General features: G+C 71.5%; 11 protein-coding genes. 8 read left to right on the top strand and 3 right to left on the bottom strand.

The window, feature by feature from the left end; genetic code table 11:
• The first annotated feature begins 466 nt into the window (after nucleotides 1-466).
• Both ACZ6B8_RS29000 and ptsP read left to right on the top strand, forming a co-directional pair.
• The gene (locus ACZ6B8_RS29000) at nucleotides 467-916 is read left to right on the top strand and encodes a PTS sugar transporter subunit IIA (protein WP_471081315.1); all 450 of its coding nucleotides are present in this window, start codon (nucleotides 467-469) and stop codon (nucleotides 914-916) included.
• 77 nt (nucleotides 917-993) lie between these two features.
• On the top strand, nucleotides 994-2,664 hold the full coding sequence (gene ptsP / locus ACZ6B8_RS28995) for a phosphoenolpyruvate--protein phosphotransferase (protein ID WP_471609162.1): 1,671 nt from the start codon (nucleotides 994-996) through the stop codon (nucleotides 2,662-2,664).
• 60 nt (nucleotides 2,665-2,724) lie between these two features.
• Here the strand turns inward: ptsP and ACZ6B8_RS28990 are convergent, their stop codons facing one another.
• Both ACZ6B8_RS28990 and ACZ6B8_RS28985 read right to left on the bottom strand, forming a co-directional pair.
• Nucleotides 2,725-3,615: a hypothetical protein gene (locus ACZ6B8_RS28990; RefSeq protein WP_471081309.1), complete on the bottom strand. Its 891-nt coding sequence runs from the start codon at nucleotides 3,613-3,615 to the stop codon at nucleotides 2,725-2,727.
• 87 nt (nucleotides 3,616-3,702) lie between these two features.
• Nucleotides 3,703-5,688 (bottom strand): acetoacetate--CoA ligase, encoded by a 1,986-nt coding sequence (locus ACZ6B8_RS28985; RefSeq protein WP_471609161.1) that lies wholly within the window; start codon nucleotides 5,686-5,688, stop codon nucleotides 3,703-3,705.
• 213 nt (nucleotides 5,689-5,901) lie between these two features.
• On the opposite strand from ACZ6B8_RS28985, the gene ACZ6B8_RS28980 reads away from it, so the two are divergent.
• Nucleotides 5,902-8,265, top strand: a complete 2,364-nt coding sequence (locus tag ACZ6B8_RS28980; RefSeq protein WP_471609160.1) for a glycoside hydrolase family 31 protein — start codon at nucleotides 5,902-5,904, stop codon at nucleotides 8,263-8,265.
• 16 nt (nucleotides 8,266-8,281) lie between these two features.
• Here the strand turns inward: ACZ6B8_RS28980 and ACZ6B8_RS28975 are convergent, their stop codons facing one another.
• Nucleotides 8,282-8,812 (bottom strand): NUDIX domain-containing protein, encoded by a 531-nt coding sequence (locus tag ACZ6B8_RS28975; RefSeq protein WP_471081300.1) that lies wholly within the window; start codon nucleotides 8,810-8,812, stop codon nucleotides 8,282-8,284.
• 73 nt (nucleotides 8,813-8,885) lie between these two features.
• Here ACZ6B8_RS28975 and ACZ6B8_RS28970 point away from each other — a divergent pair, with 73 nt between their 5' ends.
• The 5 genes from ACZ6B8_RS28970 to glpK all read left to right on the top strand — a co-directional run bounded on the left by ACZ6B8_RS28970 (nucleotide 8,886) and on the right by glpK (nucleotide 14,175).
• Entirely contained in the window at nucleotides 8,886-9,692 is an 807-nt protein-coding gene (locus tag ACZ6B8_RS28970; protein WP_471609159.1) for a M15 family metallopeptidase, read from the top strand.
• A 225-nt stretch (nucleotides 9,693-9,917) separates the two neighbouring features.
• Nucleotides 9,918-10,343 (top strand): Zn-ribbon domain-containing OB-fold protein, encoded by a 426-nt coding sequence (locus tag ACZ6B8_RS28965; protein ID WP_471081403.1) that lies wholly within the window; start codon nucleotides 9,918-9,920, stop codon nucleotides 10,341-10,343.
• Complete coding sequence (locus ACZ6B8_RS28960) at nucleotides 10,340-11,530, top strand: lipid-transfer protein (protein WP_471081400.1); 1,191 nt, start codon at nucleotides 10,340-10,342, stop codon at nucleotides 11,528-11,530. Before ACZ6B8_RS28965 ends, ACZ6B8_RS28960 begins: the two co-directional genes overlap by 4 nt.
• A gap of 346 nt (nucleotides 11,531-11,876) precedes the next feature.
• Nucleotides 11,877-12,632, top strand: a complete 756-nt coding sequence (locus ACZ6B8_RS28955) for an MIP/aquaporin family protein (protein WP_471081294.1) — start codon at nucleotides 11,877-11,879, stop codon at nucleotides 12,630-12,632.
• Nucleotides 12,633-12,654: 22 nt separating this feature from the next.
• On the top strand, nucleotides 12,655-14,175 hold the full coding sequence (gene glpK, locus ACZ6B8_RS28950; RefSeq protein ID WP_471609158.1) for a glycerol kinase GlpK: 1,521 nt from the start codon (nucleotides 12,655-12,657) through the stop codon (nucleotides 14,173-14,175).
• Nucleotides 14,176-14,219: the final 44 nt, after the last annotated feature.

Below are 14,219 nucleotides of genomic sequence, written 5' to 3'. Positions count from 1 at the left end.
GCTTTCCTCCGGGCGCTTCCCTTCGGTGTTTCTTTTTGTTCTTCGTTCTTGCGTTTCCGACTCTATCAGACTCTTTCGTGTCCGATTTCCTCGGTACCTTTCCGGTTCCCGCTCCGGCCTTGCGGCTTTCGCGTTTCCCTTTCCGGCGGTTCCGACTTTATCAGGTCTTATTCGACTCCCTGACCACACCCACCGCAGACATGCGGAGGCGGACCCGGGGATAGGATCTGACGTGAAGGTTGCCGCCGAAGCCGGGCGCTTACCGCGCCCCACGGCCTCAGGCAGGAGTCCGACTCTACATCGGGTCCCCGGTGGGCGCAAATCGTTTGTGCACTGCCTCTACGTCCCGCAACCGGGACCCATCGTGCGGAACCGGGACTTCTTATGACTTACGCTTCTGAACAGTGCGTCGTCCAGGACAGGTAGTGGCGGCGACTACGAATCTCCACCCCCTGGGAGGCATGCCATGACCAGTGTTTCGTCCCCGCTTGCAGGACGCGCCATCGGGCTCTCTGCTGTACCGGATCCCGTGTTCTCAGGCGCGATGGTCGGGCCTGGCACGGCCATCGATCCCGTGCGCGAGCCGTCCGAGGCCGTCTCTCCCGTGGACGGCATCGTCGTCTCTCTTCACCCGCACGCGTTCGTGGTGGTGGACGACCAGGGTCACGGTGTGCTGACGCACCTCGGCATCGACACCGTGCAGCTCAACGGCGAGGGCTTCGAGCTCCTCGTCAACAAGGGCGACACCGTGCAGCGCGGCCAGGCCGTGGTGCGCTGGGACCCGTCGGCCGTGGAGGCCGCCGGCAAGTCCCCGGTGTGCCCGATCGTGGCGCTCGAGGCCACGGCCGAATCGCTCTCCGAACTCGTCGAGGACGGCGAAGTGAAGTCCGGCGACGCGCTCTTCAGCTGGCAGTGACGTCATCGCCGTCGCTGACGGCAGGCACGACAACCACCGCGACGGCTCGGCCCGTCGCACTACCGGAGACGGGTGAAATGGAGACAACGCTGCGAGGCGTCGGTGTGAGCCACGGTGTGGCGATCGGCGAGGTCCGGCACATGGGCACGGCGGTTCTCGAGCCGCCGGCGAAGCAGATTCCCGCGGAGGAGGCCGAGCGTGAACAGGGGCGCGCTCGCCAGGCCGTGGAAGCTGTGGCGGCCGACCTGAATGCGCGCGGCAATCTGGCCGGTGGCGAGGCCCAGGCGGTCCTCGAGGCGCAGGCGATGATCGCCCAGGACCCGGAGCTGATGTCGGACGTCGACCGGCGCATCACCGTCGGCAGCACGGCCGAGCGCGCCGTCTACGACGCGTTCTCCCACTACCGCGAACTGCTCGCCGGTGCCGGTGAGTACATGGCCGGCCGAGTCGCCGACCTCGACGACGTGCGGAACCGCATCGTCGCGCGCCTGCTGGGCGTGCCGATGCCGGGTGTCCCGGACAGCGACCAGCCGTACGTGCTGATCGCGCGTGACCTGGCGCCCGCCGACACCGCGCTGCTCGACCCGGCGCTGGTGCTCGGGTTCGTCACCGAAGAGGGTGGGCCCACGAGTCACAGCGCCATCCTCGCGCGGGCGCTCGGGGTGCCGGCCGTCGTCGCGCTGCCGGGCGCCGGCGAGCTCGTCGAGGGCACGGTCGTGGCCGTCGACGGCAGCACCGGTGAGATCTTCGTGGACCCGAGCGCCGAGAAGCGGGAGCAGCTCGAGGCTGCCGCCGCCGAGCGCAAGGCGGCGCTGGCCGCGGCGACCGGTCCGGGTGCGACGTCCGACGGGCACAAGGTGCCGCTGCTGGCCAACGTCGGCGGTCCCGCCGATGTGCCGGCCGCCGTCGAGGCCGGTGCCGAGGGTGTCGGTCTGTTCCGTACCGAGTTCCTCTTCCTCGACGACAGCACGAAGGCGCCGTCCGAGGAGAAGCAGGTCGAGGCGTACCGCAAGGTGCTCGAGGCCTTTCCCGAGGGCCGTGTCGTCGTCCGTGTGCTGGATGCCGGTGCGGACAAGCCGCTGGACTTCCTGACGCCGGGCGACGAGCCGAACCCGGCGCTGGGCGTGCGGGGTCTGCGGTCGCTGCTCGACCACCCCGAGGTGCTGCGTACGCAGCTGACCGCGCTGGCCAAGGCCGTCGAGGGGCTGCCCGTCTACCTCGAGGTCATGGCCCCGATGGTGGCGGACCGCATCGACGCCAAGGCGTTCGCGGACGCGTGCCGCGAGGCGGGGCTGCAGGCGAAGTTCGGCGCGATGGTGGAGATTCCGTCGGCCGCGCTGCGGGCGCGCTCGATCCTCCAGGAGGTCGAGTTCCTGTCGCTGGGCACCAACGACCTCGCGCAGTACGCCTTCGCCGCCGACCGGCAGGTCGGTGCCGTGTCCCGGCTGCAGGACCCGTGGCAGCCGGCGCTGCTCGACCTGGTGTCGCTGTCCGCCGAGGCGGCGCGGGCCGAGGGCAAGAGCTGTGGCGTGTGCGGTGAGGCCGCTTCGGATCCGCTGCTCGCCTGTGTGCTGACCGGTCTGGGTGTCACCTCCCTTTCGATGGGTGCGGCGTCCATTCCTTACGTGCGTGCGACGCTCGGCAAGTACACGCTGGCGCAGTGCGAGCGTGCCGCGTCGGCGGCGCGCGCCGCCGACAGCGCCGAGGAGGCCCGCAAGGCCGCTCAGGCGGTGCTGTCGGGCGAGTAGTCGTCCGCTTGTCCTGTCCCAGGGGCGCCCCACCGCATCGGTGGGGCGCCCCTGGTGCGTTCAGTGGGTGTGGCCGGTGTCGGGGGTGTCGTCGAGATCGGGTGCCGCGCAGTAGTCGACGTTGGATTCCGGGGAGACGAGCTCTCCCGAGAGGGCGTCGGTGCAGTACGCGTCGAAGACCTCGGCCGCGGTGAGGGGTTGGAGCCTGCCGCCGTCCATGCGCCAGCCCTGGACCCGGTCGCGGGCGCCGTCGGCGCTGGAGCGCAGCACCATGCCGGCCGCTCGGTGGGTGGCGATGCCGACCGCGAGGACGGTGGCGAACTCCATGGCCTCGGTGTCGTCGAGCAGTGCGCGGCCCTCGGCGTCGATCTCGACGTGGAGTGCGGCGAGGAGGGTCTCGGGGTCGCAGGGCACGCTGCACACCAGGTGCCGGGTGCCCGGGCCGGGGATGTCGAGGGCCCGCGTGATCAGTAGGGAGGCCCGGGCAAAGGCGGCGCGTCCGATGTCCTCGCCGCAGGTCGCGCAGGTTCCGGCGCGGGCGAGCGTCATCGTCGCGTACTCCCAGGTGGCCTGGCGGACCGCCTCGTCGACCAGGTCGGGGACGAGGTCGGCGAGGGGCTGGCCCTCGTACGGCACGGTGGGGCCGCCGGAGGCCAGCTCGGCGGTGAAGCGGGTGCGGCTGGCCGGGGCGTCCGGGTCCAGGCCGCTCTCCGCGCAGTACTGGGCGTAGTCCTCGGGGTCGAAGAGGGCGACCGTGGTGTGCCTGCCCTGGGAGGCGAAGGTCTTGAGGAGGCCTTCGACCTGCTGGAGGTAGGTCTGGTGGTCGTCGAAGGTGAAGGTGCGATAGCGGCGCATGGCCGCGAAGTCCTCCTCGTCGGCCAGCAGGCCGATGGTTCCGGCGACTTCGCGGCGCAGTGCGCGGCGCATCGTGTCGTGTCGAGCGTGCGTCATGCTTCCCCCTGCATTCGGTCGATCAATGCTCACTCACAGTAACCAGAGCCACTGACAACCGGCGTTGAGCAGGGAAAAGGCGGGACGTCAGGCGCGCTTGCGGGCCAGGTCGGCGTAGAAGTCGAGGAGTTCGACGCGGTCGACCGAGCCTCGGTTGACCGCCTTGTCCATGGACGCGCCTTGGAGGAGGCGCTTGACGGGGACCTCGATGCGCTTGCCGGTGAGGGTGTGCGGGATGCCGGGGACCTCGATGACCTCGTCGGGCACGTGGCGCGGGGAGAGCTCGGCGCGGATGGTGCGCTTGATGCGGTCGCGCAGGGTGTCGTCGAGCGTGGCGCCTTCGGCGAGGTGGACGAAGAGCGGCATCCAGTAGCCGCCGTCGGGTTCTTCGACACCGATGACGAGGGATTCGCGGATCTCCGGGAGGCGTTCGACGGCCTCGTAGATGTCGGCCGAACCCATGCGCACGCCCTGGCGGTTGAGCGTGGAGTCGGAGCGGCCGTGGATGACCACCGAGCCTCGTGAGGTGAGGGTGATCCAGTCGCCGTGCCGCCAGACGCCGGGGTAGGTGTCGAAGTAGCTGTCGTGGTAGCGGGTGCCGTCCGGGTCGTTCCAGAAGCGGATCGGCATGGAAGGCATGGGGTTGGTGACGACGAGCTCGCCGACCTCGTCGATCAGTGGCTTGCCCTGGGGGTCCCAGGACTGCAGGTCGGTGCCGAGGCAGGGGGCCTGGAGCTCGCCGATGTGGACGGGGAGGGTGGGGACCGCGCCCGCGAAGCAGGAGCAGACGTCGGTGCCGCCGCTGACGGAGGCGGTCCACAGCCCGCCGGGGGTGTCGGCGAACGCGTCGTGCAGCCAGCGGAAGCCGTCGGGGGGCAGCGGGGATCCGGTGGTGGCGACGCAGGTGACGCGGGAGAGGTCGAAGTCGCGGGCGGGGTGGACGTCCGCCTTGCGGCAGGCCATGACGTACGCGGCGGAGGTGCCGAAGAGCGTGGCTCCGGTGCGCTCGGCGATGCGCCACTGGGCGCCGGTGTCGGGGTGGCCGGGGCTGCCGTCGTACAGGACGATCGTGGTGCCCGTCAGGAGGCCGGAGACGAGGAAGTTCCACATCATCCAGCCGGTCGAGGTGTACCAGAAGAAGCGGTCGTCGGGTCCGAGGTCGCAGTGCAGGCCGAGCTGTTTGAGGTGTTCGACGAGGATGCCGCCCTGGGACTGGACGATCGCCTTGGGCAGTCCGGTGGTGCCGGAGGAGTAGAGCACCCACAGGGGGTGGTCGAAGGGCACCGCTTCGAAGGTGGGGGTCAGGTCGGCGGAGGTGAGGGCCGACCATTCCAGGGCGCCTTCGGGGGCCTGGGTGCCGAGCAGCGGGATGTGGACGACGGCCCGCAGGCTCGGCAGTTCGGAGCGGAGTTCGGCGACGGTGTCGCGGCGGTCGTGCTCCTTGCCGCCGTAGCGGTAGCCGTCGACGGTGAACAGGACGACCGGTTCGACCTGCTGGAAGCGGTCCAAGACGCTGCGTGCGCCGAAGTCCGGGGCGCAGGAGGTCCAGACGGCGCCGACGGCGGCGGTGGCGAGCAGGGCGACGACGGCCTGTGGGATGTTCGGCAGGTAGCCGCTGACGCGGTCTCCGGGGCGGACGCCGAGGGCACGCAGCTCGGCGGTGAGCGAACCGACCTGGCGGCGCAGTTCGGCCCAGGTGACCGGTCGCGGGTCCTGGCTCTCGTCGACGTGGAGGATCGCGGGCTCGTTCGCGCGCGTGGGGTCGTCGGCCGCGCGCAGGGCGTGCTCGGCGTAGTTGAGGGTGGCGCCGGGGAACCAGGCGGCGCCGGGCATGGCGCGGTCGCCGAGCACGCGCGCGTACGGCGTCGAGAAGCGGACGTCGAACCAGTCGGTGACGGCTTTCCAGAACGTCTCGAGCTCGGTCACGGACCAGCGGTGCAGCGTCGCGTACCCGCCGTCGGCCGGGGCTCCATGGTGCTCGGCCGCCCACGCCTGGAACCGGGTGACCTGCGCGGCGGCGATCCTCTCCGGGCTCGGCTGCCAGAGCGGCGCAGGGTTCGCTGAGGACGTCATGGGGCGGCTCCCGGACTGTACGCGTCGTATGCGTGGAGTGCGCACGTGCTGGGTGTGCGCGTGAACACGGCTGAAAGGGACGATGCCATGTGATCGACTTCCGCACCAGGGTTGGCCCCACACAGTCGGCCTCGCCGCTGTGTGGCGTCGCCCCAGGTGAACGGCAGCTGAACGCGGCACACACGCGGCTTCTTCGGTGGCAGGGTGAGCAGCATGAACGGTCGTGACCTGGTGCGTTCGGTGAAGGCGGTCGGCATGGTCGGCACGGCGCAGAGGATGCGCACGGTGCGCTCCTCGTGGCGCAGGTGGCGGTCGGACGCGCGGGCGTTGCCCAGGGGTGGCGCGGAGCGGGCGCGGGTGCCGGGTGCCGGGACGGCGATGGAGCCGGCGCCCGGTGGTGGCGTGGTGCGGTTCGCCCGCGCGGAGCTGCGGGTGCGGGTGACCGCGGGGGGTGCGGTCTTCCTGGGCTGGGACGGGGCGGAGCCGGAGCCGTCGTACGCGCTGTCGGGCCGGAGTCCCGAGCCGGATCCGCGGGCCGTCCTCGAGCCCGACAAGGACGGCGGCTGGCGGGTCGTGTCGGAGCGGGTCACCGTCGTCGTCTCGCGGCTCGGGGCCGTCGCGCTGTACACGCCGGGCGGGGTGCTGCTGCGGCGCGATCTGCCGCCGCGCTGGTGGGAGCCGGTCGCGGGTGGGGCGGTGCGGTGGGTGCAGCGGTCGGAGGTGGCGGCGGACGCGCGGTTCTTCGGCCTCGGTGGGCGCTCGGGCGGGCCCCGGCTGCGGGACGGGACGTACCGGCTGTGGAACACCGACCCGGGCGGCTCGTTCGGGCCTGACGACGATCCGCTGTACATCACCATGCCGGTGCAGATGGTGGTGGCCGACGCCGGCACGCATCTGGTGTTCCACGACAACGCGTGGGAGGGCGAGGTCGTGGTGTGCGAGGGGGTGGTGGGTGACGGGTCGGGGCACGACCGGGCCGGTTCGTGCGAGGTGCGGATGGGGGGCGGCCCGCTGCGGTACTGGGCGATGGTCGGGCCTCCCGCGCGCGTGCTGCACTCCTGGGCGTCGCTCACCGGTCCCCCGGCGCTGCCGCCGTCCTGGGCGCTCGGACACCATCACGCGCGGTGGGGCTTCGGCAGTGAGCAGGAGGTGCGGCGGGTCGTCGCGGGCTATCAGGAGCACGGACTCGCGTTGGACGCCGTGCACCTGGACATCGACCACTACGAGGCGCACAAGGTGTTCACCGTCGACAAGGAGCGCTTCCCCAAGCTGCCGCAGTTCGCCGAGGAGTTGCGCCGGGCGGGCACGCGACTGGTCACGATCGTCGACCCCGCGGTGAAGGCCGAGCCGGGGGTGGCGGTGTACGACGGCGGGGTGGCGGCCGACGCCTTCGTGCGGGATGCCGCGGGGCGGCAGGTGCGGGGGGTCGTCTGGCCCGGTGAGGCGGTGTATCCGGATTTCACCGACCCGCGCGCGCGGGAGTGGTGGGGCGGGCTCTATGCGGAGCGCCTCGATCAGGGGTTCTCGGGTTTCTGGCACGACATGAACGAGCCGGTGTCGTTCGCGGCGTTCGGTGAGGCGACGCTGCCCCGCTCGGCGCGGCATTCCTTGGAGGGGCGGGGCGGTGATCACCGGGAGGCGCACAACGTGTACGCCCTGGCGATGGCGCGGGCCGGGTACGAGGCGCTGCGCCGGCCGCACCCCGAGGAGCGGCCCTTCTTGTTCTCGCGTTCCGGCTGGGCGGGAATGCAGCGCTACGGAGGGACGTGGTCCGGCGACGTCTCGACGAGTTGGGCGGGGTTGCGGGCGTCGCTCTCCCTGGTCCTGGGGCTCGGGTTGTGCGGGGTGCCGTATTCGGGTCCGGATGTGGGCGGGTTCGACGGCAGTCCGTCGCCGGAGCTGTATCTGCGGTGGTTCCAGCTCGGGGCGTATCTGCCGTTGTTCCGCACGCACGCGGCGATCACGGCGGGGCGGCGCGAGCCGTGGGAGTTCGGCGAGGAGGTGCTGGGGCACGCGCGTGAGGTGCTCACCGAGCGCAGGCGGTTGCTGCCGTACTTCGTGACGCTGGCGCATCTCGCGCGGCGGACGGGCGCTCCCTATGTGCGGCCCCTGTGGTGGGGCGCCCCGGAGGACAGGGCGTTGCGGGGCTGCGAGGACGCGTTCCTGCTCGGTGACTGCCTGCTGGTGGCGCCGGTGTTCGAGAGCGGTGCGGTGCGGCGGACGGTGCAGCTGCCGCGGGGCCGCTGGTACGACACGGTGACGGGCGCGGCGTACGAGGGGCCCGGGAGGGTGCTGTTGGACGCCCCGTTGTCGCGCGTCCCGGTACTGGCGCGTGCGGGCTCTGTGGTGCCGGTGCGGGGCGCCGACGGCGCTCTGGAGCTGGAGGTGTGGGCGCCGGCCGCGGGGGCTTCGGGCGGGGGTCTCGTGGTGGCCGACGCGGGCGACGGGTGGGAGGAGGGTGAATGGGAGCGGTACACGACGCGGTGGAGCGGCGGGCGTGTGGTCGTGGAGCGGGAGGACGGCGGCGCCGGGCCCGCTCCGGATCGTCCGGTGCGGGTGCGCGGGCTCGGCGGCTGAGCGGGCTCCGGAGGGCTCAGTAACGGCCCTCGAACCACGCCCGGGCCGCCAGTGTGTGTAGCGGGAAGGCGAGTTCGTCCGGGCGGCGCAGCACGCTCCAGCCGTCGGTCTCGTCGGTCGGCACGGGGAGCGGCAGGTCGGCGGCGGGGCGTTCGGGGAGCAGGCCGAAGAGCAGCAGGTACCCGTCGGGGGCGCTCATGGCGTCGGCCAGGTGGACGTCGCGGCTGTCCGCGCCGATGCCGGTCTCCTCCTTGAGTTCGCGGACGACCGCGTGGCGCCAGTCCTCCCGGTCGTCGATGAACCCGCCGGGCAGGGCGGTGCCCCCGCGCGCGGGGGCGATGGTGCGGGTCACGACGACCAGGCCGGTGCCCTGGGTGTCGTACACGGGCTGGAGGGCGACCGCCACGGGCAGCGGGTTGCGGTACGTGACGGCGCCGCAGGCGGCGCAGGTGCGGGGCCCGTCCGCGGGCCGGTCTCCGAAGGAGGCTCCACAGCTCGAACAGTGGGAGTGCGGACGGGAGTTGGTCTGGTGTGGGGATGCGGACACGCCGCGGACTGTATCCGATCGTCGACGCGCCGGTCTTTCGCGGGCCCCCAGGTGCCTGGTAGACGCAGGGAGCATGACCCGACTTGTCCCCGCGCTGCGGAGCATCGCCCTCGGTGCCGCCGCCCTGCTGGCCGTGGCCGCCGCCCCCTCCCCCGCGCACGCGAAGCCGGAGCCGAAGGCTCCGCCCGAGTTCGTCGCGCTGCGCGACGTGGACCCGACGATCATCCAGGAGATGCGCTACATCACGCCGCACAACTTCATGGGCGAGCCCGTCGACGGCTACCGCAAGCCGATGTGCCTCCTCACCGGGCCCACCGCGAAGGCGCTGCACAAGGCGCAGCGGACGCTGCTGCGCAAGGGCTACTCCCTGAAGGTGTACGACTGTTACCGGCCCCAGCGGGCCGTCGACCACTTCGTGCGGTGGGCCAAGGATCTGCGCGACGAGCGCATGAAGGCGGAGTTCTATCCCCATGTCGACAAGTCGCAGCTCTTCGCGGACGGCTACATCGCGGAGAAGTCCGGGCACAGCCGGGGCTCGACGGTGGATCTGACCGTGGTGCGGCTGCCCGCCCTGCCGACCCGCCCGTACGTCCCCGGCGAGCGGCTCAGGCCCTGCTTCGGGCCGCGGGGCGAGCGCTTCCCCGACAACTCCGTGGACATGGGGACGGGGTTCGACTGTTTCGACCCCCTGGCGCACACGGACGATCCCCGGATCACGGGGAAGCAGCGGGCCAACCGCGACCTGCTGCGCTCGGTGCTCTCCCGGCAGGGCTTCACCAACCTTCCCGAGGAATGGTGGCACTTCACCCACAAGCCCGAGCTGTTCCCGGACACCTACTTCGACTTCCCCGTCGCGCCCGGGTCGTTGCGGAGGAAGTGAGCGGAGCGGCGGCAAAGAAAGCAGGGGGGCACAAGGAGAGGCCGCCTGGGACCACCCCCGTCGGCCCCGGACGACCTCTCCGATACTCGGACGCGAAAGAGGGCTGTCCGGTTCACCGCTCCCGGGACGCGCACCCCCCTGACGTTATCCGGTTGCCCGTGGCACACTTCTGACGTTCCGTCAGATCGACTGCCTGGAGGAGCCTTGCCCCGTACGCACACACCCGTGGTGCCCCACTGGTTCGCCGGGGAGGGTGACGCCTTCCGCCTGCTGGGCACGCGCTGTTCGGCGTGTGCCGCCGTCTTCTTCCCCCGCGAGGACGGGTTCTGCCGCAACCCCGGCTGCCCGGGCGGGGAGCTGGTCGAGGTGGGTCTTTCGCGGCGCGGACGCGTCTGGTCGTACACCGACGGGCGCTACCGGCCGCCCGCTCCGTATGTCTCCGACCCGGAACTTCCGTGGCAGCCCTACACGTTGATCGCTGTGGAGCTGGCGGCGGAGCGCATGGTGGTGCTCGGGCAGGGGGCTCCCGGGGTCTCCGTCGCCGACCTGGAGGTCGGCATGGAGGTGGAGGTCGTCCCGGGCGTGCTGAACGAGGACGACGAGACGACATGGACGACATGGCACTGGCGGCCCGTGGGGGTGGGTGCGTGAACGGCGAGGTGGCGGTGCTCGGGGCGGGCATGCACCCGTGGGGCAAGTGGGGACGCGGTTTCGTGGAGTACGGAGTGGTGGCCGCGCGCGCGGCGCTCGCGGACGCGGGGGTCGACTGGCGGGACGTGGGCTCGATCGTCGGGGCGGACACGGTCCGGGGCGGCTATCCCGGGTACGTGGCGGGGGCCACCTTCGCCAAAGCCCTCGGCTGGCAGGGCGCGCGCGTGGCGAGCGTGTACGCGGCCTGCGCGTCCGGCGCCCAGGCCGTCAACACCGCGCGTACCCAGATCCTCGCGGGCCTGGCCGACGTGGTCCTGGTGGTGGGCGCCGACGCGGCGCCCAAGGGCTTCTTCCGGCCGGCCGGCGGGGACCGGGCGGACGATCCCGACTGGCTGCGCTTCCGGGTCCTGGGCGCGACCAACCCCGCCTACTTCGGGCTCTACGCACGCCGCCGCATGGCCGTGCACGGCGACACCCTGGAGGACTTCGCCCAGGTCAAGGTGAAGAACGCCGCGGCGGGCGCGCTCAACACCAACGCCCGCTACCGCAAGCGCGTCACCGCCGACGAGGTGGCCGCGTCGGCCGTCGTCGCCGATCCGCTGCGGCTGCTGGACATCTGCGCCACCTCGGACGGTGCGGCGGCCCTGGTGCTGTGCAGCATGGAGTTCGCGCGGCGGCACGGGGCGCCGGATCCGGTGCGCATCCGCGCGGTGTCCACGGTCACGCCCACCTATCCGGCCACCGTGCTCGACCTGCCGGACATCGCCACCGACTCGGCGGCGGCCGTCGAGCCCGCCGACGCCACCTTCCGGGCGTCCATCGCACGAGCGGCGTACGAGGAGGCGGGCATCGGCCCGGAGGACATATCCCTGGCCGAGGTGTACGACCTGTCGACCGCGCTGGAGCTCCAGTGGTACGAGGATCTCGGGCTGTGCGGCGAGGGCGAGGGGGCCAAGCTGCTGCGCGACGGGGCGACATCGCCGGGCGGACGGGTGCCGGTGAACACCAGCGGGGGCCTCGCCTCCTTCGGGGAGGCCGTGCCGGCCCAGGCCATCGCCCAAGTCTGCGAGATCACCTGGCAGTTGAGGGGGACGGCAGGGGCGCGGCAGATCGATGGGGCGCGGGTGGGCATCACCGCGAACCAGGGGCTGTTCGGGCACGGCTCGTCGGTCGTAGCGGTGCGCTGACGCCGCTCGTCCTGGCCGGTGTCGCGCGGGTGAACCGTTGCCGTCCGCGACCTTGACGCTCCATCACCACCGGTGAACACTTCCGGTGTCAGTCGGCGTCGCCACACCCCGGCCCCGGCGCCCAGATCCTCTGAGCGCGACGGGTTCCTGTGAAGGGCCTGGTCAACAGGTCATCCCCCCGGGCGATCCGACGACGACGGCACGCTCGTCATGGACGCCGGGCGGGGCGCGGGAGACCCCTGCCTCCGGTTGCAGCAGCCGGGCGTATCCAGGCAACGGTCGTGGGAACCGCACCCTGCACGGAGGACCGGGGCGCACCGCCCCGGGCGAGGGCCTAGGAGCCGCCATGTACTCGAACGGGGACGTCTTCGTCGGTGAGGTCATCGGCACCGCGATCCTGATTCTTCTCGGCGCCGGCGTGTGCGCCGCCGTCACGCTCAGCCACTCGAAGGCGAAGGCCTCCGGGTGGGTGGTCATCGCCTTCGGATGGGGCTTCGGTGTGCTCGCCGGGGCCTACACCGCGGGTCCGCTCTCCGGCGGTCATCTCAATCCCGCCGTCACCCTCGGCATCGCCATCGACACCGGAGACTGGGACCAGGTCTGGGTCTATCTGCTCGGGCAGATGGTCGGCGCGATGCTGGGCGCCGTCCTCGCGTACCTCGTCTACCTCGCGCAGTTCAACGCCAACGTCACGGGCGGCACGAAGGGCGACGCGGGAGGCGGGAACCAGCCGACGCCGACGCTCGGCATCTTCTCCACCATCCCGGAGATCCGGAACCCGGTCGCCAACATCATCACCGAGGTCATCGCGACGGTCGCGCTGGTGCTGCCGATCCTCGCCTTCGGCCTGACCAAGGGGCTCGGCGAGTCCGGCACGCAGACGCTCATCGTGGCCTTCCTGGTCGTCGGCATCGGCCTCTCCCTGGGCGGGCCCACGGGGTACGCCATCAACCCGGCGCGCGACCTCGGCCCGCGCATCGTGCACACCTTCCTGCCGATTCCCAACAAGGGCGGCTCCGACTGGAGTTACGCCTGGATCCCGGTGGCCGGTCCGCTGATCGGCGGAGCCCTCGCGGGCGCCATCTACAACGCAGCCTTCTGAGTCTTCTCGTCAAGGGGTAGCCATGCCGGACAGCTCAGGGAAATTCGTCGCCGCCATCGACCAGGGCACCACGTCGAGCCGCTGCATCATCTTCGACCAGGACGGCGCGATCGTCGCCGTCGACCAGCGCGAACACCGCCAGATCTTCCCCAAGCCGGGCTGGGTGGAGCACGACGCCACCGAGATCTGGTCGAAGGTGCAGGCGGTGGTCGCGGGGGCGATAGCCAAGGCAGGACTGCGCGCCGACCAGGTCAGCGCACTCGGCATCACCAACCAGCGGGAGACCACGGTCCTGTGGGACCGCGCCACCGGCAAGCCGGTGCACAACGCGATCGTCTGGCAGGACACCCGCACCTCGGCTCTCTGCAACGAACTGGGCGGCGCGGACGGCCAGGACCGCTTCCGCGAGCAGACCGGGCTGCCGCTGGCGAGCTACTTCTCCGGCCCCAAGGCGGCCTGGCTGCTCGACAACGTGCCGGGGCTCAGGGCCCGTGCCGAGCGCGGCGAGATCGCCTTCGGCACCATCGACTCCTGGCTCATCTGGAACCTCACGGGCGGCACCGACGGCGGCAAGCACGTCACCGACGTCACCAACGCGGGCCGCACCATGCTGATGAACCTGGAAACGCTCCAGTGGGACCGGTCGATCCTGTCGGCGATGAACATCCCCGAGGCGGTCCTGCCGGAGATCAGGTCCTCGGCCGAGGTGTACGGCACGGCCGTGGGCCAGCTCTCCGGGGTGCCCGTCGCCTCCGCGCTCGGCGATCAGCAGGCGGCCATTTTCGGGCAGGCCTGCTACGACACCGGCTCGGCCAAGAACACGTACGGCACCGGCAGTTTCCTGCTGCTCAACACCGGCAACCGCCCCGTCCCGTCCAAGAGCGGGCTGCTCACGACGATGGGCTACAAGATCGGCTCCGAGGCGCCGGTCTACTGCCTGGAGGGGTCCATCGCGATCACCGGCGCCCTGGTGCAGTGGTTCCGGGACCAGCTCGGCATCATCCGCTCGGCCGACGAGATCGAGCCGCTCGCGGCGAGCGTGGAGGACAACGGCGGGGCGTACATCGTGCCGGCCTTCTCCGGCCTCTACGCCCCGTACTGGCGCTCCGACGCTCGCGGTGTCGTCACCGGGCTCACCCGGTACGTGACGAAGGCGCATCTCGCGCGCGCGGTGCTCGAGGCGACCAGCTGGCAGACCCGCGAGGTCGTGGACGCCATGTACCAGGACTCCGGGGTGCGGCTCACCCACCTCAAGGTGGACGGCGGCATGACCAAGAACAATCTGCTGATGCAGCATCAGGCGGACGTCCTGGGGGTGCCGGTGATCCGGCCGAAGGTCTCCGAGACGACCTGTCTGGGCGCGGCGTACGCGGCCGGGCTCGCCACGGGCGTCTGGCACGACCTCGACGAGCTGAAGGCGCACTGGCAGCGGGACGTGGAGTGGACGCCGCAGATGGCCGCCGCATCGCGGGACCGGGAGTTCCACAACTGGCACAAGGCGGTGGAGCGGAGCTTCGGCTGGCTGGAGGACGGAGAGGGCTGAGCCGAGCGGAGCCGCGGCTCGTACCCCGGTCGGCGGGGGTACGG

It is taken from the genome of Streptomyces sp. NPDC041122 (genome assembly GCF_055592445.1).
The sequence above is the reverse complement of the archived record's forward strand: the minus strand, read 5'-3'. Positions and strand labels throughout refer to the sequence as shown.